This is a genomic window from Dorea sp. AGR2135 (assembly GCF_000420885.1).
Lineage (GTDB): Bacteria > Bacillota > Clostridia > Lachnospirales > Lachnospiraceae > Dorea > Dorea formicigenerans.
Window position 1 is genome coordinate 44,911 of the sequence record NZ_ATVU01000010.1, and the last position, 21,296, is coordinate 66,206.

At 42.2% G+C, this 21,296-nt stretch carries 18 protein-coding genes; 2 read left to right on the forward strand and 16 right to left on the reverse strand.

What is annotated here, in order from left to right; translation table 11 throughout:
- Positions 1–6: 6 nt before the first annotated feature.
- The 3 genes from G593_RS0108145 to G593_RS0108155 form a co-directional block, all read right to left on the reverse strand.
- Entirely contained in the window at positions 7–1,455 is a 1,449-nt protein-coding gene (locus tag G593_RS0108145) for a TrkH family potassium uptake protein (RefSeq protein WP_022279846.1), read from the reverse strand.
- A 13-nt stretch (positions 1,456–1,468) separates the two neighbouring features.
- Positions 1,469–2,827: a Trk system potassium transporter TrkA gene (trkA, locus tag G593_RS0108150; RefSeq protein ID WP_029731351.1), complete on the reverse strand. Its 1,359-nt coding sequence runs from the start codon at positions 2,825–2,827 to the stop codon at positions 1,469–1,471.
- Positions 2,828–2,998: 171 nt separating this feature from the next.
- Complete coding sequence (locus G593_RS0108155; RefSeq protein WP_029731352.1) at positions 2,999–5,074, reverse strand: elongation factor G; 2,076 nt, start codon at positions 5,072–5,074, stop codon at positions 2,999–3,001.
- Between the two features lie 297 nt (positions 5,075–5,371).
- Between G593_RS0108155 and G593_RS0108160 the strand changes: the two genes are divergently transcribed.
- Together G593_RS0108160 and aroA are read left to right on the forward strand one after the other, a co-directional pair.
- Positions 5,372–6,466: a prephenate dehydrogenase gene (locus G593_RS0108160; protein WP_005334100.1), complete on the forward strand. Its 1,095-nt coding sequence runs from the start codon at positions 5,372–5,374 to the stop codon at positions 6,464–6,466.
- On the forward strand, positions 6,456–7,754 hold the full coding sequence (gene aroA, locus G593_RS0108165) for a 3-phosphoshikimate 1-carboxyvinyltransferase (RefSeq protein WP_029731353.1): 1,299 nt from the start codon (positions 6,456–6,458) through the stop codon (positions 7,752–7,754). Before G593_RS0108160 ends, aroA begins: the two co-directional genes overlap by 11 nt.
- Positions 7,755–7,828: 74 nt before the next feature.
- Here the strand turns inward: aroA and G593_RS0108170 are convergent, their stop codons facing one another.
- The 13 genes from G593_RS0108170 to cobT all read right to left on the reverse strand — a co-directional run bounded on the left by G593_RS0108170 (position 7,829) and on the right by cobT (position 21,262).
- A complete protein-coding gene (locus G593_RS0108170; RefSeq protein WP_029731354.1) occupies positions 7,829–8,575 on the reverse strand; it encodes a LytR/AlgR family response regulator transcription factor in 747 nt (248 codons plus the stop codon).
- On the reverse strand, positions 8,572–10,284 hold the full coding sequence (locus G593_RS0108175) for a histidine kinase (protein ID WP_242827066.1): 1,713 nt from the start codon (positions 10,282–10,284) through the stop codon (positions 8,572–8,574). The genes G593_RS0108170 and G593_RS0108175 overlap by 4 nt, the downstream gene beginning before the upstream one ends.
- Before the next feature lie 383 nt (positions 10,285–10,667).
- A complete protein-coding gene (locus tag G593_RS0108180) occupies positions 10,668–11,915 on the reverse strand; it encodes a dicarboxylate/amino acid:cation symporter (protein WP_029731356.1) in 1,248 nt (415 codons plus the stop codon).
- Positions 11,916–12,147: 232 nt separating this feature from the next.
- Entirely contained in the window at positions 12,148–13,065 is a 918-nt protein-coding gene (locus tag G593_RS0108185) for a ketopantoate reductase family protein (RefSeq protein ID WP_022279853.1), read from the reverse strand.
- A gap of 237 nt (positions 13,066–13,302) precedes the next feature.
- A complete protein-coding gene (locus G593_RS0108190; protein ID WP_029731357.1) occupies positions 13,303–13,938 on the reverse strand; it encodes a precorrin-8X methylmutase in 636 nt (211 codons plus the stop codon).
- Positions 13,938–15,464 (reverse strand): cobyric acid synthase, encoded by a 1,527-nt coding sequence (locus G593_RS0108195; RefSeq protein ID WP_029731358.1) that lies wholly within the window; start codon positions 15,462–15,464, stop codon positions 13,938–13,940. The genes G593_RS0108190 and G593_RS0108195 overlap by 1 nt, the downstream gene beginning before the upstream one ends.
- Positions 15,446–16,492 (reverse strand): pyridoxal phosphate-dependent aminotransferase, encoded by a 1,047-nt coding sequence (locus G593_RS0108200; protein WP_029731359.1) that lies wholly within the window; start codon positions 16,490–16,492, stop codon positions 15,446–15,448. The genes G593_RS0108195 and G593_RS0108200 overlap by 19 nt, the downstream gene beginning before the upstream one ends.
- Before the next feature lie 87 nt (positions 16,493–16,579).
- Positions 16,580–17,539: an adenosylcobinamide-phosphate synthase CbiB gene (gene cbiB, locus G593_RS0108205; protein ID WP_242827069.1), complete on the reverse strand. Its 960-nt coding sequence runs from the start codon at positions 17,537–17,539 to the stop codon at positions 16,580–16,582.
- On the reverse strand, positions 17,421–18,116 hold the full coding sequence (locus tag G593_RS0108210; protein ID WP_242827067.1) for a histidine phosphatase family protein: 696 nt from the start codon (positions 18,114–18,116) through the stop codon (positions 17,421–17,423). The genes cbiB and G593_RS0108210 overlap by 119 nt, the downstream gene beginning before the upstream one ends.
- 91 nt (positions 18,117–18,207) lie before the next feature.
- A complete protein-coding gene (locus G593_RS0108215; protein WP_005334127.1) occupies positions 18,208–18,594 on the reverse strand; it encodes a bifunctional adenosylcobinamide kinase/adenosylcobinamide-phosphate guanylyltransferase in 387 nt (128 codons plus the stop codon).
- Between the two features lie 51 nt (positions 18,595–18,645).
- Positions 18,646–19,464 (reverse strand): adenosylcobinamide-GDP ribazoletransferase, encoded by an 819-nt coding sequence (locus G593_RS0108220; RefSeq protein WP_029731362.1) that lies wholly within the window; start codon positions 19,462–19,464, stop codon positions 18,646–18,648.
- A 76-nt stretch (positions 19,465–19,540) separates the two neighbouring features.
- On the reverse strand, positions 19,541–20,167 hold the full coding sequence (locus tag G593_RS0108225; protein ID WP_330360824.1) for a bifunctional adenosylcobinamide kinase/adenosylcobinamide-phosphate guanylyltransferase: 627 nt from the start codon (positions 20,165–20,167) through the stop codon (positions 19,541–19,543).
- Positions 20,168–20,194: 27 nt separating this feature from the next.
- The gene (cobT, locus tag G593_RS0108230) at positions 20,195–21,262 is read right to left on the reverse strand and encodes a nicotinate-nucleotide--dimethylbenzimidazole phosphoribosyltransferase (protein ID WP_029731364.1); all 1,068 of its coding nucleotides are present in this window, start codon (positions 21,260–21,262) and stop codon (positions 20,195–20,197) included.
- Positions 21,263–21,296 lie beyond the last annotated feature (34 nt).

Consider the following 21,296-nt stretch of genomic DNA (forward strand, 5'->3'; position numbering starts at 1 on the left):
CTCCTTTTAAAACTTTCTCTTCCATGCAAACATAGTAAGGAAAGTAAGGAACGGGAAGATTTCCAGACGTCCTGCAAGCATATCTATACAGAATACAATCTTTGACAAGATTGAAAAATCTGCAAAATTTCCAGTCGGTCCGACTGCCGAAAGTCCCGGTCCGATATTATTAAGTGTTGCCATTACAGATGTAAATGTCGTAGTAAAGTCCTGATTATCCAAAGAAATGATCAACACAGATACAATTGCCAGCAGTGCATATGCCATCAGATATACATAGACCCCTCGTAAAGTCTCATCGCTGATCTTCTTTCTATTGATCCGGATCAGATTCACAGATTTCGGATGCACAAGCTGCTTGATTTCTCGTTTTACTCCTTTGAATACAATCATGAGACGTGACACTTTAATCCCGCCTCCGGTGGAAGATGCACAGGCTCCAATGATCATCAGCAGCACTACAATACACTGGGAGAATGTCGGCCAAAGATTGAAATCTGTCGTCGCATAACCCGTTGTCGTAATGATCGTTGATACCTGGAACAAGGCGTACCGGAATGCTTTCATGATACTGCCATACATCTGATTTGTATTCAAAGTGATCAGAATTGTTGCTGTCGCAATAATTCCAAGATACACTCGAAGTTCTTCATTTTTCCAGAATGCTTTAAAGTCTCCCAGGAGCATAAAATAATACAGGTTAAAGTTGATTCCAAACAGAATCATAAAAATTGAAATAACGTAGTCAATATATGCACTGTCAAAATGTCCTACACTGTCTGCATAATTGGAAAATCCTCCGGTTCCTGCAGAGCCAAACGCATGGATCAGACTGTCAAACAGATTCATTCCTCCAAACATAAGAAAAATGACCAGAATCAGTGTCAATCCAAAATAAATTCCATACAGAATTCTTGCTGTCGTTTTAGTCTTTGGAACAAGCTTATCTTTCTCCGGTCCCGGAACTTCTGCACGCATTAGATACATGGAATTCTTCTTGTCCAGATTCGTCAGCATCAGAACAAAGACAAGCACTCCCATACCTCCGATCCAGTGAGTGAAACTTCGCCAGAACAGCATGCACTGTGGTAATGCTTCTACGTCTCTTAAAACGGAAGATCCAGTTGTTGTAAATCCAGATACCGTCTCAAAAAATGCATCTACAAAATTCGGAATACTTCCAGACAATGTAAATGGAAGTGCTCCGAATAAGGACCATGTGATCCAGGCACTGGCAACAACAACCATCCCTTCCTTTCCATAAATCACCTGTCCCTCCGGTCTCTTTCTTCCGGCTATTACAAAAATGCATGTCAGAATCACTGCCGGTATCACAAATGACAGGGCTTCTTTTTCTTCCCCATATAATATTCCTACAAATGCCGGAAGAAGCAAGAGCAATGCTTCCACCCCCAGCATTCTGCCAAGGATATAACGTACCATTTTTCCATTCATATCTTATGACTCCCTACGCAAGTATATCCTTGAAATCATTGATCGTGTGCTCTTTCGCGATCACAATGACACTGTCACCGGCTTCCAGATGATCGTCACCATTCGGAATGATAATTTTTCTGTGGCGTCCGATACATGCAATCAGGTTATTCGGCTTAGTAGGCAGATCTTTTAACGGAATATTGGTAAAATCACATTCTTTGTTAATGATGTATTCCTGTGCTACAATCTTACCATTCAGCAGGCGATACATCGTCTCAATATTGGCACTGCTGTAAGAATTCATTCTTGCCTTAACGTAAGCAAGGATTGCATCTGCTGTCGCGCTCTTGGCAGAAACCGTACTCTCAATTCCAAGGCTCTCTACCATCTGTGCTCTTGTATCTGCATTGACCTTCGCAACAATTTTCTTGATCCCTCTTGTCTTTGCAAAAAGTGCCATCATAATATTCTCTTCATCCATGCCGGTCAGGGCAACAATGGCATTGGCATTCTCAAGACCTTCTTCAATCAAAAGCTCCTGATCCGTCGCATCTCCATGAATAATCGTTGCCTTCGGAAGTAATTCACACAATTCCTCACATCTTGCCTGATTCTGCTCGATGATCTTCACCTGCATGCCAGCCTGCTGCAACTGAACTGCAAGATAAAAACATACATGACCGCCGCCACAGATCATAACCTTCTTCACTTTCTCTTCCTTATGTCCAAGTGCACGGAAGAACGATTTCAGATTCTGATGTGATGCGACCACATGCATACGGTCTCCCTTTTCAATTACAAAATTACCATCCGGAATATAGACCTGCTCACCACGCTTGATGGCGCATACAAGAATCTGGAATTCATATTTCTTGTTGATCTCTGCCAGTGATAATCCCACGATCGGGCTTATCTCAGAAATCGGGAACTCTACCAGTTCCACTCTTCCTTTCATGAATGATTCGACTTTATTCGCCTCTGGGAAAAGCAACATTCTTGATATCTCATTAGCTGCTGCCAGCTCTGGATTGACCGCCATACTAAGATGCAGGTCTTCCTTCAACAATTCCATCTGGCGATAATAAAGAGGATTTCTCACCCTTGCAATGGTATGCTTGGCACCAAGTCGCTTTGCCAGAAGACAACTGATCATATTCATCTCATCTGTAGATGTACATGCAATCACAATGTCTGCATGCGGCACATCCGCCTGTTTTAAAACTTCTGCATCCGCACCATTTCCATTAATACAGAAAATGTCCAGATTGTTCAAAGCTGCTTTCAGCTTCCCGGCATTTTGGTCAATCAGGGTAATGTCATAATCTTCTTCTGACAACTGTGTTGTCAGCTTATGACCTACCTTTCCATCGCCGATAATCACTATTTTCATTTCTTATCCCTCGTTATATTCTTCTTTATATTTTCACTGAATGCCTGAAAATTACTATTTTTCAAGTCGAACGTATATAGGCATAGAGATTATAGCACTTTTAATCACAGAAAAAAAGCCCTAAACGGGCTTTTCTCCTGTTAAAACTTTAATTAACTTTTTCTTATCTTTCTATTCTTCAGCGGCCCTTTTTGCGATCTCTGCTTCTTGTACTTCTGAAGGTGCCTGTTCATAACGTGCAAATGTATATTCATAAGTTCCTCGTCCACCTGTCATAGAGCGTAATGTCGTGCAGTATCCGAATAATCCTGTCATCGGGACATCTGCTTCTACGATCTGATTTCCTGCGCCAACCGGCGTCATACCAAGCACACGGCCACGTCTCTTGTTAAGATCTCCCATTACATCTCCGGTGTACTCATCCGGAACTGTTACTTTCACAGATACGATTGGCTCAAGAAGTACTGGAGATGCCTCCATAAATCCTTTCTTAAATGCCTGGATCGTAGCAGTCTTAAATGCCATCTCAGAAGAGTCTACCGGGTGGTAAGATCCATCGTAAAGTGTAGCTTTGACACCAACAACCGGGTATCCTGCAAGAGGACCTTTCACTACAGATTCCTGAAGTCCTTTTTCTACTGCCGGGAAATAATTCTTTGGAACTGCTCCTCCTACAACTTCTTCATCAAATTCATAAGGTTTTTCCAGGTCTCCTGACGGAGCAAAGCGCATCTTCACATGTCCGTACTGCCCATGTCCACCAGATTGTTTTTTATATTTGCTGTCTACATCAGACTGTTTGCAGATTGTCTCACGGAATGCAACCTTCGGAGTCTCCAGTGTTACTTCGCATTTGTAACGGTCTAATAACTTGCTGACTGCAATCTCCAGATGCTGATCTCCAATACCATAAAGAAGTGCCTGACGATTCTCGCTGTCGTTGACTACCTTAAGTGTTACATCTTCTGCCATCATTTTCTGAAGTGCCTGAGATACTTTATCTTCATCGCCTTTATTCTTTGTTACATATTTCATATATGTATAAGGTTTTGAATATTCTGTCTTACCATAAAGAACCGGTGTTGTCTTTGTGGACAATGTATCCCCTGTTCTTGTTGCGGTCAGTTTTGCGATGGCACCGATATCTCCTGCAAACAGCTCACTGACTTCCACAGGTTTGTTACCGAACATCGTGTAAATCTTACCAAGCTTCTCATCTGTATCTGTATCTGCATTATAAAGTGTATCGTCACCTTTTAATACACCGGAGCAAACTTTAATAAATGAATATTTTCCAATAAACGGATCAACCATTGTCTTAAATACATAAGCCGATTTGGCTCTTGCGAAATCATAATTCGCTTCATAAATCTCATTTGTCTTGCGATTGATACCTGCACATTCTCTCCAGTCCGGACTTGGGAAGAATCTTACAATATCGGACAGAAGATTGGCGACGCCCTGTGCCTGGATATTAGATCCCATAGCCACTGGGACAATACTTCCTTCCATAACCTCTGTTCTCATGGCAGAACGGATTTCTTCTACCGAGAACTCGTCTCCTGCAAAATAGCGCTCCATATATTCGTCACTAATCTCTGCGACTGCTTCCAGAAGCTTCTCACGGTACATCTCCAGGTTCGGTTTACAGTAATCTGGAATCTCACATTCCTCTCTCTGTCCAAGACCTGTATAACGGCGTCCTGCATTCTTGATGACATTGACATATCCGACCAGTTTCTCATTCTCACGGATTGGCTGGAAATGTGGTGCAATGACTTTACCAAATTTATCTGTCAGATCCTGAACGACCTGTCTGAAGCTGGCATCATCCACATCCATCTCTGTTACATATACCATTCTTGGAAGATTGTACTTGTCACAAAGCGCCCAGGCTTTTTCTGTTCCGACCTCTACACCTGCTTTACCGGATACAACAATAACTGCCGCATCTGCTGCACTGACTGCCTCTTCCACTTCTCCTACAAAATCAAAATATCCCGGAGTATCTAACACATTGATCTTTGCCTTTTCCCATTCGATTGGTGTCAGGGTAGTGCTAAGAGAAAATCCACGTTTCTGTTCTTCCTTATCAAAATCACTGATCGTATTCTTGTCCGCTACTTTTCCCATACGATTCGTTGCGCCTGATACATACGCCATGGCCTCAACAAGACTTGTCTTACCACTGCCCCCGTGCCCTAACAGGACAACATTTCTGATCTCGTCCGTTCTGTAAACTTTCATATTGGTTGCCTCCTTATATTATGTAGTAATTCTCAAGAATTCTTTATAATACTTCTTCCTGATATCCCATGTGTATATTGTACTAAACAAATCAAATTATTACAACTATTTTGTGCAAATATTATATGAAATATTGATTAATTTTCTAACTTTTGCGATGTACAAACATTTTTGCCTTAAAATTCAGTTTTTGCTTTGTTACTTTAAAGTAACAAAGCATTGACAAATCATAAGTAAGCAAGTTACAATAATTGACAGACATATTTTTTGTCTTATGAAACACCAGGAGGTTTTACTATGAAAGAAAAGGTCGGCTTTATCGGTCTCGGACTCATCGGTGGTTCTCTTGCAAAAGCAATTCGAACCTACTTTCCGGATTACGAAATCGTAGCCTTTGATAAAAATAAAGAAGCTCTGGCACTCGCTACCCAGGAATCCGTCATTGATGTTGCGGCAACTACTATTGATGATAATTTTCGCAACTGTTCCTACATATTTTTATGCGCGCCGGTTGCTTTTAATGTAGCATATCTGAAGCAGTTGACAGAATATCTGAACGACGCTTGTATTCTGACCGATGTAGGCAGTGTAAAAACGAATATCCATGAGGAAGTTATTAAGCTTGGCATTGAGAAATATTTCATCGGAGGACACCCGATGGCTGGCTCTGAAAAAAGCGGTTATGCCAATTCCAAAGCAATGATTCTGGAAAATGCTTATTTTGTTCTGACTCCTTCAAAAGAAGTATCTCAGGAAAAAATAGATAAATATGAGCAGCTTGTCTCTACGATCCATGCACTTCCAATTATTCTGGACTACAAAGAACATGACTATATTACAGGCACTATCAGTCATCTGCCGCATATCATTGCTGCAACGCTGGTCAATTACGTAAAGGACAGCGATACAAAAAGCGAGTTGATGAAACGTCTGGCTGCCGGAGGATTTAAAGATATCACACGTATTGCCTCCTCCTCACCGACCATGTGGCAACACATTTGTCTAAAGAATAAAGACAACATTTCACAGATTCTTGCTTCTTATATTAAATATCTGGAAGAAGTAAAGAGCATGATTGATTCCGGAGATGGGCAGGCAATCTATGACTGGTTTGATTCCTCCAGAATATACCGGAATTCACTTCCGGGAGCATCGTCTGGTCCGATTAAAAAGGCATTTGAAGTATACTGTGATATTATTGATGAAGCTGGTGGAATCGCAGCCATTGCAACAATCCTCGCTTCGAATGGTCTCAGTATCAAGAATATAGGAATTGTGCACAACAGAGAATTTGAAGAAGGGGTTCTGCGTATAGAATTCTACGATGAGTCTTCCTCTAAGAAGGCCGCAGAGTTACTGCAGAAATTCAGGTATATTGTATATGAGCGATAGAATTATCTGCCCATGCAAAGGATTGCATGGCGAAATTATGATCCCGGGAGACAAGTCCATCTCCCACCGTTCCATTATGTTAGGTGCACTTGCACTTGGCACAACAGAAATCACTAACTTTTTAGAAGGTGCTGACTGCCTGTCTACTATCGGCTGTTTCCAGTCTATGGGGATTCAAATTGACCGTACTCCAGAGAAAATCATTGTTCACGGAAAAGGCATGCACGGTCTGGCCGCACCAAAAGATATTTTAAATGTAGGGAACAGTGGCACAACAACTCGCCTGATGTCTGGTATTTTGTCTGCCCAGGATTTTACAAGCGTGATGTCCGGTGATGCATCTTTGAACTCCCGGCCAATGGGTCGTGTTATTACACCTCTCACTCAGATGGGAGCACATATCACAAGTGTAAACGGTAATCTGTGTGCTCCGTTAAAAATAGAACCAGGCACGCTGCATGGAATCGATTACACTTCACCGATAGCTTCCGCACAGGTCAAATCTGCCATACTTCTTGCAGGACTTTATGCAGATGGCGAGACTTCTGTTACAGAACCGGCTTTGTCCAGAAATCACACAGAACTGATGCTGAAAAGCTTTGGTGCTGATATCACTTCCACAGTCAACCCTGACGGTACTGCCACAGCACATGTAAAACCATGTCAGGAACTATACGGTCAGTCTATCTGCGTACCGGGAGACATCTCCTCCGCTGCTTACTTTATTGCAGCCGGACTTTTAACCTTGGATTCTGAGCTGCTTGTAAAAAATGTAGGAATTAACAAAACCCGCGCAGGCTTTTTGGAAGTGTGCCGAAATATGGGCGCTGACATTACTCTGGTCAACGAATCACTTGAGGGAGGTGAACCTCGCGCGGATATTCTTGTCCGTACAAGTAAACTGCATGGCACAACGATAGAAGGTGCATTGATTCCGACGCTCATTGACGAAATTCCAATGATTGCCGTCATGGCAGCCTGCGCCGAAGGTACCACTATCATCAAAGATGCAGCCGAATTAAAAGTGAAAGAAACAAATCGAATCGACACGACAACAGAGGCTTTAAGATCCATGGGTGCTGACATAACCCCGACTGACGATGGAATGATCATTCAAGGTGGACGTGCTCTTCACGGTGCAAAGATCAACAGTTATCTGGATCACCGGATTGCCATGGCCTTTGCAATTGCAGCACTTAGCGCCGATGGAGATACCATCATACACGACAGCCAGTTCGTTGATGTATCTTACCCCGAATTTTTCGAGATTCTGGACGGATGCCGATAAAAGCGGCATCGTAAAACGCAATTTGACACGTAGTGCTTTTGCATTTCACTACGTGTCAAATTCATTCAGCTGATCTACAGACCCATTAAATGCTGTTTTAATATCCTGGTCTTATCTCTGGCAATTGGCAGGATCTGATCTTCATATCCCCGCATGCGCAAACTGAAGCTGTTACTTCCCCATGGGAATACTTCCCGCACTTTATCGAGATTTATTATAATACTTTTGTGAATCCTGAAAAACTGTTCCGGATTCAGCTTCTTTTCATATTCTCCGATAGATTTGTTTTCGCAGTATTCCCCTTCTGTTGTGTAAATCTTGCAGCCTCGGTTATATGTCTCAATGTAAATAATATCTTCCACATTTTCAATAATAGTTCTTCCGTCACTGTTGATTGCCAGGCGGCGGATGGGTGCCTGTTTTCCCTGGCTTTGTGAATCTGCATGCTGCACATTTTCTTCTTTCCCGCCAACTTTACACCTATCCAACACTTTTTGAATTCGCTTCTGGTCAAAGGGCTTCATTACATAATCCTCTACCCCCAATTCAAATGCCTCAACTGCATATTCGGAATAAGCTGTCACAAATATGATTTTTGCCTGTGGCTGCATATAGTGAATTGCATTTACAAGTACGGTGCCTGATATATCTCCCAGGTTGATATCGAGAAAGAACAGTTCATACTTTCCGTCTCCTGCAAGCTGTAATGCTGCTGCACCGCTGTCTCCTTCTACTATTTCTGCCTCTTTCAGTAATTCCTGAATCTGATGCCTCAGTTCACTTCTTGCTGGTCTTTCGTCATCTACGATCGCTATTCTCATGCTTCCTTCACCCCTTTATAAAAGTATAACTTCACAGTACTTCCCTTAGGCGTACTCTGAATCTGAAGTCCACGTTCCTCTCCATATACACTCTTCATACGCTTATGTACATTCTGAAGCCCGATGCTGCTTCCTACCGGTTCATCTTTTGCTATTTTTTCCAGTACTTCTTCTGGAAATCCTTTCCCATGATCTGAAATTTCTACCCGGTATGCATCTGCTTCCTCAGTAATTCCAATATAGACATAACGGCATCCGGTCCGGTCAATTCCATATCGCACTGCATTTTCTACAAGCGGCTGTAAGATCAACGTTGGAACCAGAATTTCCATTTTCTCTGGCACATCATAAGTCACCTGGAGCTTCTCCTCAAATCTTGCCTTCTCAATCTGAAGGTAATCTTTGACATGTTCCAATTCTTCTCTTAGCGGAACCATATATGCATCATAATTTAGATTATAACGAAAATAATCTGCCAGTGTAAGCAGAAGTTCCCTCGCTTCCTCCGGATTTTCCCTGCATACCCACGATATGGTATTCAATGCATTAAATAAAAAATGTGGATTCACCTGAAACTGCAATGCCTTAAATTCGGCTTGTGCAAGCAAATTCTTCTGCTGTTCCAGTTCTAATACCGCAAGCTGTGAAGATCCAAGCGTCATCAAATGCTGTAACAACTCTATTTCACTTTTTCTGTCCATCCACTGGCGTTTCATCCATACCGTCAGACTTCCGACCGGCTGATTCTTCACCTGAAATGGCACCGAACTGATCGAGTAATCCTGCGCTGTATGGATCCATTTTTTCTCTCCGGTCTGCGCTTCGTATTTGACAAGTTTTCCTTCTTCCATTGCCTGTCTGCAGATTTCCGGAACCGGATCTCCATACTTTGCCTGATAGGAAATTGCCTGCTCATCTTTCGCTCTGCACTGCCACTGTATGACTTTTTCCCGGTCTGTAAACAAAATGCCGGACCACTGCGTTTCCTTCAAGATAATATCGGATAGTTTCTTCATATTTTCTGCTTTATTCAACCCGCCATCTTGCAAAAGCGGAAGACATTTTTGGGAAAGTACAGACATCTTCTGAATCTGTCTGGAGCTTTCCAGATCCTGAAAAATAAATACCCCGTTAAAATTGGAAATAAATACAATCATCCCAATCGCATTCATAATAATCATTGGAAGTGCAGCATCTACAATTGTATCTACTGCTACTTCCAGTGATACTGTCATGCGAAGCAGAGATGCCATGTCACAGATTTCTGCAAAACATGCCAGCAGGAACAGATCCGTATATTTCCACTTGCCTCGTTGAAAATAAGGGTAGAATCCTGCTCCCAAAAGTCCGAACAAAATTGTAGCAAATGCAGAACCCCTTGCAAATACTCTCGGTGTCGAGAAGATAAGTACATATATTGCTCCTATGGCTGAAGAATATAATCCCACTAACGGTCCTCCAAGAAGTCCTGCAGACATTGCACCAATGACTCTTGTATTCAAACTGTAAGATGTAATCTTCACTCCGATGCAGGTCGATAAAATAATCAGGCCTGCGAAAATCATTGATAATATCAGATCTCCTTTCAACCCTCTTTTTTCCTGCAGAATCAATTTTTGCACTGTCTGGATCCTGGATAAAAGATTCGCTATGATCGCAAGCAATGCGATATTTACAATCAATGCATATACAATATCTTTGATTGACACGTATCCTTCCTCCTGTCTGTCCTTTACAATACTTTTCACAATTCAAGAATGCCTCGGCATTCTTGCTGCGAGGTGCGCGTCATGCAATTGCATGACATACTTCTACTGCGCACCTCTGCAAGTCTACACTCCGTTTCGGTCGGCGCAAAACCATTGTCCACCGGACAATGTGCGCCCTACCGGAGGCTATATCAGCTAGGGGATTGACTCCCACCACTGATACCAGCTTGTTTCTCACCACCTATAGCGATGGGAGTCATCTCCCAGCTGATTATATCATGAAACTTTAGAAACAAAAACCCCCGGCATATCGAAGTATGCCGGAGGTCTTTGTTATTTATGAATGATGTTTTTAGCGAAACGGCTAATTATATGACTGCGTCTTAGTAAGTAACAGTCTTCTTTTCATTGTATACGTCGCGGTCAAGCTCACCAAGCTTGCTTGCTACAAGCAGACCGATCAAAACGTCTACATCTACGTTCATTAATGTACGGAACATTCCTGCGAACCAATCAATACCGATCAATACTGCAATACTTTCAAGTGGCAGACCAAGTGATGTTGCAAGGAATGTATATACGATAACAGATCCTCCTGGTACTGAAATTGTACCAAGGCACATCAGGCAGGAAAGAAGAATTGCCATTCCCATCTGATATGGTGTCATCTGGATTCCTGTGGACTGAGCCATGAAGAAGATTGCTGCTACATAACACTGAGCTGCACCGCAACTGTTCATGGACATCGTAATCGGTCCTGTGAAATCAGCGACTTTACGGCTGATACCGAATTTTGTAACTTCATCTTCCATCTTAGTTGGAAGGCAGATAGCTCCGGAAGTTGTTGTAACTGCCATCATAGACATTTTAGCAAACTTCTTAGGCATCTTGAAAAGATTTACTTTTGTTACTGCTGCTGTAAATGGTCCAAATAACAGGAACTGGATAGCATCACCAATCAAAAGTACAAGTAAGAACTTGAGCATCGGAATGATTACCTTAAATCCTGTAGTTCCGGCAACATTAGCTAACAGACAAAAGATACCGATCGGGGCAACGTTCATAACAATTTTGATGATGTTTGTAATAACACCGTTAATTCCCTGTACCCACTCGATAACATTACGGTTACCACTCTCTTTTGCGTAAGCGCCCATAGCTACTCCAAAGAAAAGAGAGAATACGATACATGGAACCATGGATCCTTCAGCCATGGAATTAATGATGTTTGTTGGAACAAATCCAAGGATCGTATCCTGAATAGATCCCGTCTCAACAGATGAATTTGCTACATCTGCTGCACTTGCGATCTCAACTCCGATGCCTGGCTGTAACAACATAGACAATGCTACACCTAAACCAGCAGAAATAACTGTGAAGATAATGATCCATTTGAATGTATGAAATCCCATCTTACCAACATCTTGTCCATCGCCGCCACCAACTGCGGAAGCAACAGCAGACATAACAAGCAGTACTACTGACATCTGAATCAGTCTGATAAAGATATCTCCGATAAACTTCAGGTTAGAAGCCCACTCGCCGACCAGTGATCCGAACACGATACCACCTGCAGTAGCGATCAGTATCTGAGTTGTCAGAGATATTGAAAAACGCTTTTTATTTTCCATTTGTGAAACCCACTTTCTCATTCTTAGATTATCCGGTGCTTCTTAAATTTCATCTGCACTGAATATACCTTTTTCTCTGTTAATTATTAAAATGTGACTTTATTCAATGGGACGGCCGTGCCATATGTTTGACTATATTCTACATTTTTCACAGAGCAAGTCAATAGATTCTGTTTCAAGTGTGGTTTATTATGCTTAAACGGTTGTTTTTTTGTTTTATCAGTAGCAAATTTTAATAGTTAAATTTCCCGTCATTTTTTTCTTCTAAGGCTTTGATCATATGATAAGTATATTCACAATATGGAACAGGAATTTCATACTCTTTTCCCATACGCATCATCTCACCTGCGAAAATATCAATCTCTGTGTGTCTTCCTGCATCCAGATCCTGCAAAGTTGAGAACCTCGCCTCTTTCACGGTTCCGTGAAAGAGAAGTAAACGTTCCGGAAGCCGCACACCTTTTTTTGCTGCCACCTGAACCACTTCCTGCCATAGTCCAGTTGCAACAGCCCGCACGTGTTCGCTATCTTTATATGCGCCAAAACCTACGCCAAGAATTGCCTGTGGAAGATTCTGGGAAACGTTACTTACATATTTCAGCCACAGATCTGTCATAATATCCGACACAAAATTGGCTCTCACTGAAGTTCCTTCAAAAAGATCTAACACTGCCTGTACACGTTCTGTCGGCTCCGTATGATCCTTCTCTCCAAAGAATACCCCGGCAATCCGGTCAAAATGGAGTTCCATATGATTGCCGTCACGGACAGCATCAATCCTCATCAGAGAATATAACATATGCTCCATACCAATTTCATTTCCAATAATCTCCTCGCTGGTCACGCCATTTAAAAGACTTAAGACAATCGTATTCTCACCCACAAGTGCGCAGATATCATCCATAATCTCAGGAAGTGCAGTCTGCTTCGTCGCAACCAATACCAGATCTACTTTTCCCGCTTCCTGCGCTGTTTTCAGATTCAGTGGACATCTCGCACCGTTAATATAGATTCCTTCTTTTTCCAGACGTTCTTTCCGCTTTCCAGAAGCAATTACACAAAAGCGGTCTCCTAACTTAGCTGGAAGCCCATACGCAAAATATGAGCCTACCGCACCAACACCAATCAAAGCCGCTGACTTAATCTCCATATCATTCCTCACTCCTTCACAATTTATAAATTTTCCTGCAAAATCTATAAAACTCTGTCATTTTAGTTTTTTACCAGACCATGAGTCCTGTTCTGCAGTGTTTGCGAGCATAGTCTGGCTTTCATGGCACTGTCTGAACCTGTTTTTTAGGTGAGTTTGCCATGAAAGTCAGAAATAAGCGGCGCAGCAAACACCAGAAACAGGATTCGGTCTGTAGAAACTATAATGGCAGAGTTCTTAAAGATTATACAGCAATGCATTGCAGATACATGCTGCAATATTACTTCCACCTTTTCTTCCCCGCGCTACGATATAAGGTGTATCCGACAATTCCAAAATTAATTCTTTTGACTGAATGACATTAACAAATCCAACCGGCACTCCGATTACCAGCTCTGGCCGGATTTTTCCGGCACGTATCAGCTCATACAGATGAATGAGTGCTGTCGGTGCATTTCCGATTGCAAAAATTAATTTTTCATCTAATTCACAAGCTTTTTCCATGCTTGCTACCGCACGAGTTGTACCGTCGCGCTTTGCTTTTTCTGCCACATCTTCATCAGACATAAAGCAGTGCACCTGTCCCCCGTACTGAGCCAGTCTTTTTTTATTAATTCCGGAACGTCCCATCTGGGTATCTGTTACAATGGATGCTCCATTACGGATTGCTTCTTTTGCACGTGGAATTGCATTTTCCGAAAATACAAGGTTCTGCGCATAATCAAAATCTGCACTAGTATGGATACAGCGCTTGATAACCGGTGCTTTTTCCGGATCCAATACAATCCCACTCTGTGTAAGTTCTTCGGTTATAATCTCAAAACTCCTCTTCTCAATCTCAGAAGGAAGTACATTTTCCAATTCGATCGCCATTACTTTTCCTCCACATTTTCCTTCATAATCTCATAAATCCGCTCCATGTCCAGATGTGAACGAATACCATCAGCAAGTTTATCATATTGTTCTTCCTTAAATGACTTCAGATCCATACCAGATGCTTTTTCCAGTGTAATCCCTTTTTTCTTTGCCAGTGCTTTAACAATTACGTCGGTAACACCTTCCATATCAAAAATGCCATGGATATAAGTACCATATACATTTCCATCTGAGATACCATCCTCACTGATCTTACCGCTGACTGTATCCTGAATCCGGCTCATATGCTCCTTGGAAATAACTTCTTCCACGTATGTTGTCTCACCCATATGAATTTCATATCCTTCAAATGCTACATTAGAAAGCTCCGAAAAGATTCCTTCTACATGTGCAAATGTTCCATTTACTCTTGTCCGAGTTTTCTGTCCGGTAAATACAGTCTCCGAAGGCAGCAGTCCCATGCCCTGCATCGTTCCGCCGTCCTCAACCTGATCCGGGTCACATAAAACTTCTCCCAGCATCTGGTATCCACCACAGATTCCCCAAACCGGAGTTCCGCTCGCTGATGCTTTTAAAATACATGCTTCCAAGCCACTTTCACGGATCCATTTTAAATCGCCCATTGTATTTTTAGTTCCCGGAAGAATAATCATATCCGGGGTTCCGAATTCAGACACATTTTTCACATAGCGAAGGGATACTTCCGGAATATTTTCCAATGCCATAAAATCCGTAAAATTAGAAATTCTTGGCGTACGTATGACTGCGATATCCAATAATCCGCCACTTTTCTTTGAAGTGAAACGCTCTGTCAGACTGTCCTCATCTTCAATCTCCACATAAAGATACGGCGTTACTCCTATAACCGGAACATTCCCTTTTTCCTCCAGCATCTCGATTCCGGGATCCAGAATCGTCTTATCCCCGCGAAATTTATTGATGATCAGCCCTTTTACACGTTCTTTTTCATCCTCCTCTAATAGAAGCAATGTGCCAAGAAGCTGTGCAAATACTCCTCCCCGGTCAATATCTCCGACAAGGAGAACCGGAGCATCTACCATCTTTGCAAGCCCCATATTGACAATATCATTTTCTTTCAAATTAATCTCCGCCGGACTTCCCGCACCTTCAATTACAATGATGTCATAATTTTCTTCCAGTTTATGAAAAGCCTTCATCACATCTGGAATCAATTCTTTTTTGTATTTAAAATAATCACGGGCACTCATATTTCCCAAAACTTCACCATTTACAATTACCTGAGATCCAACATCGTTGGTCGGCTTAAGTAAGATTGGATTCATGGATACTTCCGGCTCGATTCCTGCCGCTTCTGCCTGTACAACCTGGGCGCGTCCCATTTCCAGACCTTTGTCTGTGATAAATGAATTCAATGCCATATTCTGCGATTTAAACGGTGCAACTTTGTAGCCATCCTGCTTAAATATCCTACATAGTCCCGCACAGAGAAGACTCTTTCCTGCATTAGACATTGTTCCCTGTATCATAATCTTCCAAGCCATGTGATCAACCTCTCATTTTCTTCTTTTGTCCGCACTGCGATCCGGTAAAAACCTTCTGACAACCCTTCATAATTCTGACAATCGCGGATCAGAAATCCTGCTTCCAGTGCCTCTTTTTCAAGTCCTGGTCTTCCTTTGAAAAACAGATAATTGGCTTTTGATGCAAATACCACATATCCCATCATCTTCATGATATTTCTCATATACTCCCGCTGACCAGATACATATTCTCTTGTCTGTCTGATATATTCTTTTGGCTTTTCAAGTGCTGCCACTCCCGCCATCTGTGCCGGAACGGACACATTCCACTGTTGAAGCTTCCAGGACATTTCTTCCAGAATATCCTGATTACTGCTGATTGCATAACCAAGACGCAGTCCCGGCATACTGAATATTTTTGTAAATGCTTTGATGATTAGTAAGTTTGGATATTCTCCCCTTAGATCTGACATCTCATATCTGTTTGGTTCATCCAGGAATTCTAAGAAACACTCATCCAATATGACAACTATATTCTGCTTTTTACAACGATCCAGAATCTTAATCAACATATCCCGGTCAATGGTCTGTCCGGTTGGATTATTCGGATTACACAAAAATATCATATCTATTTCTTCCGAAAGCTTATCCACATAATCTTCCCGAATCTGAAAGTTATCTTCCTCACACAGATAATAATATTCTACTTCTGCGCCAACACTTCTTAGAGCTTCTTCATATTCTGAAAATGAAGGTGCTATCACCAGCGCTTTTTGTGGCCAAACTGCCTGCACTGCCGCGAAAAAAAGCTCTGCCGCACCATTTCCACAGAGGATTTCTTCCATATTCACTTGTTCAAATCTGCTGATTGCTTCTCTGAGGGCTTCGCATCTTACGTCCGGATAATGCTCAATCTTTGCTACGCTCTCCTGTACCGCACGTTTCACCGATTCCGGTGTTCCTAACGGATTCGTATTTACCGAAAAATCAATCACGTCCGGGTGACGGTAAATATCTCCGCCATGGAGTTTCCTTGGTTTCTTTTGCACTTGATTCTCTCCTTGATTCTCAATTCATTCTTGCCTTATTATACGGCTACAATTACATTGACAATTCCATGCATTGTGCCTGTTCTTTTATACTTGTACAGTAAAATACCACAAACATACCAGCACTTTCACAACTTCAAATACCACTAACGCAAGTACTGCTGTCATATACAGTAATGTGTGAGATCTGCGGATATCCTCAGGTTCAATCTCCCGGATTGCATCTCCGATCGTAGGCTTCTTGCAAAGCTTTCCAAAATACCAGGCGTCTCCGGCAAGCTGCACATCTAATGCTCCTGCCATAACGGATTCTGTCTGTGCAGAGTTGGGACTTTTATGATTATATCGATCCCTCAGGAATACTTTCTTTGCATTTTTCCAGTCCATGTGCGTAATTGCAGATGCCAGGATCATAAGCCAGGCAGATAATCTTGCCGGGATATAATTCACTACGTCATCAAATTTTGCTGCTGCCGAGCCAAAATACTGATATTTTTCATTCTTATATCCTACCATGGAATCCATGGTATTAACTGCTTTATAACCAAATCCAAGCAAAGCTCCGCCGATTACCATATAAAAAAGAGGTGCAATAACACCATCTGACGTATTTTCTGCAACAGTTTCCACCGCAGCCTTTGTCACTCCTTCGATCGTCAGATTCTGTGTATCCCGTCCCACGATCATGGAAACTGCTTTTCTTGCCCTCGCAATATCTCCTGTCTGAATTTCCTGATAGACACGGTCACTCTCCACCTTCAGTGACTTTGTTGCAAGGATCTGATAACACATAAAGCTTTCCACTGCCAGTCCAAGATAAAAGGAAATGTGATATGCAAGATACAGAATTCCTCCTGGAACTGCCATACTGACTGCCACCACGATTACGACTAATAATCCTCCTCCGATCCGCTCCCCCGTTTTTCCACTAGGAAATAAGCTTCTTATAATTTTTTCCACTCCTGAGATCAAATGACCGATCATTCTCACCGGATGATACAGCCACACCGGATCTCCAAATATCAGATCCAGCACAAATCCTGCCATCACCGGAAGAAACATCTGCAATAATAAGTTCATATCCTTCTCCGTTCTTCACTTGATAATCATAATAACTGCCGTCCGGCTGACCATTCTCATCTCTGGCATATCGATCCATGATACTCATGATCGTTCCACCATGCGCCACAACTGCGACGCTCTTGATCTGATCATGTCTGCACTCCTTTATGACCTTTTCAAAACCGCGCACACATCTTTTTCTGAATTCTTCCGGATCCTCTCCTCCCGGAAATGTCATGGTCCCCCCACTGTCAATCCATGCCTGATATTCTGGGCAATCCGACAATTCTTTATAATTCTTATTTTCAAATATACCAAAATCACATTCCCTGAGTTCTTCTACTTCATAAAAGTTTTCTTTGAAAATCAATTTTGCTGTTTCCATGCAGCGCTTCATGGGACTTACATATACCCTCTGGACTTCCGGATATATATTTTTCTGAATATAACTTTCCAGTAATACAATTCCCTCCGGACAAAGTGATTCATCCGTCCGTCCAATATATCGTTTTTTCAAATTGCCTGCCGTCATAGAATGACGAATTAAATATAGTTGTATCATTCCATTTATTTCCTCATATAAATCTGCTTCCATTTATCATAATTTGGGCTTTTGCTCCTAACATCATCATACTTCTAGTACCAAAGATAAACTATTTGACCTGCGCCTTAATTACCGTCGGAATTCCACAGACAACTCTTATCACACTCTTTGCATCTTTCGCCAGCTCTGTACAGATGCGCCCTGTAGTTTCCCGTACTTCTCTGAGAAATGGGTCCATCGGCACGATTCCATATCCAATCTCGTCCGTCACTAAAATCAAATCTGGATTTTTCTCCTTCAACTGCTTCGCCAGTTCGGAAATATCTTCTCCTTCCGAGAGCAATCGTTCTATATATTTATGAAAATGAAAAATTCCCCTGTACTGAAAGATTGCTTCTTTTTCGCACTGCTCTCCGTCTGTCCAGCGCACATCCGGAAACGTCTCCTTTGCATAGGCAAGTTTTCCCTGATATGCTCCTCCTATAATCATGATCATCTCTTTTCACATGCCTCGTCTTTCTCTGCGTATATCCTATTGACCTCGCAGCTACTTTAATAACAATAAAATCTGTTCCATCACTACAACTGCCAACGCCATCAGAATTTCACACATTTGTAGGAAATACCCTGCCAGATCTCCAGTGACCCCGCCGAATTTGCTGATACACATGTGATGATAATACCAGAATACAAGAAGTGCCATAATCACCGCTGCTGCTCCGGACCATTTTCCCACCACAATCATGAGTGAGCTAAGTACGATCAAATATATCATGAGCGTTCTTCGATTCACTCTTTTTTCCGCACTTTCTGAAAATGTTGCCACAAGCCCCTGTCCTTTTTTTCTCGCCTGTGGAAAACAGATAACCGAAAGTCCACTCAATGTACGCGACAGCATAAAGCTAATGGCGATTACTTTCGCTGCATGAGCTGTAAGCATAGAATAAATCCCCGTGTACGCGAAAAAATATACGCTGCAGGAAATAATTGCAAATGCTCCGGCATGAGAATCTTTTAAAATCTCCAGTCTGCGTTCCATCGGCTGATAGGAACTTAAAGCATCCTGTGTATCCAAAAAACCATCCAGATGAATTCCGCCAGTAATAAAGATGGGAATCAGCACTAATAACATCGTCAAAAAAAGATTACTACTGCCTGGTATTCCAGAAGATAAAGTTTCCTGCCTGTCAGCCAGCCAGCCTCCTGCCTGATAGACAACCCATGACGCCAGACCGATAACAGCACCCACCCACGGAAAAAAACACATCGCAAGCGACATATTTTCATCTGTCCATTCACTTTGTGGCATGGGAATCTTGCTGTACATAGAAAATGCAATTTTAAAACTATTCCACATTTTTTTCATACTACTTTGTAACCTTCCTATTTCTATATCCCATCATAGTTGGGGCTTTTGACTCCAACATCATTTTACTATTTGCTCATTTTATCTTAATCGGGATTCCATAGACAACTTCTGTTACCTGATCTGCCATTTTTCCAAGCTCCTGATTGATCTTTCCGAGAAGTCCGATATATTTTTTTGTTTCTTCTGAATAATCCTGCAGATCACTATGCACTTCGTTTGTCACAATCGCCAAGTGCTCCGTCTGTGTGTTCAAATAACGGATTCCTTCTACAATCGTCTCCAGAACCGCTTCATCCTCTGCAAGACTTCCATCTTCCTGATATAGCACATCCGCCAGTAAATTGGAAACGCACTCTAACAGAATTCCTCCTGTTTTAGCATTCTCCTGATTTTTTTCGTTCCTACAAGTTTTATTGATATCTAAGATACTTTTACTTCTCTTCCACCTTTGGATAGAATCATCAAGCGTCCTCAAATCTCCATAACACTCCAGCGTCTGAAATCCTTTTCCGGCGCGCATCTGCCTGTGGCGTTCAATCTTCTTTTGTGTCTCTGCACCAAATGGACGCATGGTCGCAATATACAGATATGGGCATATCGCTTTTTTTTCTTCGCTTTTCTCCGGTTTTCCGGTCAGCCACATTTCCGCATAGGCAGATTTTCCACTTCCACTGCCCCCGGTTATTACATGCATCATCATTTTATCCCCAGACTTTCTTTGAATATTCTATTTATCTCCTAATTCTTCATAATCATCAATGTGAATATCGGAAAATGTACTCATTTTCTCATATACAGCCAACGCCATATCCAGTACCGGGAGAAATGCAACAGCTCCTGTCCCTTCTCCAAGACACATATCACAAGTCATAGATGCTTCCCTCCCAAGTGCCTTAAGAAGAATATGCATTCCCGGCTCTTTGGACACATGAGACACAATGATATATTCTCTGACTTTATTGCACATTTGCACTGCTGCAAGTGCCGCTGCCGCTGAGATGAAACCATCCATAATTACCGGAACGTGGTAATACGCTCCGCCCAGATAAATTCCAACAAGTCCGGCAAGATCAAATCCTCCTACCTTTGAAAGTACATCTACCGGATCATCTGCATTTGGCTCATTTTTTGCAATGGCTGTTTTGATAGCATGTATCTTTCTTCTAAGACCAGCGCTGTCAAGTCCGGCTCCTCTCCCGGTCATTGTCTCCACTGATTCATCTAAAAGGACACTCGCCACTGCACTGCTGGTCGTTGTATTACCGATTCCCATCTCTCCGGTCGCAAGTATCTGATATCCTGCTTCTTTTTTCTCTTTCACAAGATGCACTCCTGTCAGGATTGCCTGAAGCGCCTCTTCTCTTGTCATTGCAGGCTCTTTCACCATATCCTTTGTTCCATAAGCGACTTTATAATTCGGTACTCTTGTATCACGAACCATACCAATGTCTATCGGAAACAGATCTACCTCTGCACTCTGACACATAATCGCGGCGCTGGTAGCTCCTTCCAGAAAATTCTCTGCTACAATTGCAGTTACTTCCTGTCCGGTCTGTGTCACACCTTCTTCCACGACACCATTATCTGCACACATAGCTATCAGTGCACGATTCTTAAGTTCTACCTCGGCATTTCCAGTAATTCCGGCAATCCGGATAATATGCTCTTCCAGCTTTCCAAGGCTATGTAATGGCTTTGCGATAGAATTCCATTTCTCCCGGGCAGTTTCCATAGCCACATTGTCCAGATTTTCGATTCCATCTATAATAATTCCAAGTTCCTCTTCCCTTGTCATCTATTAATAACCTCCTGCTTCTTAGCTTCTTATC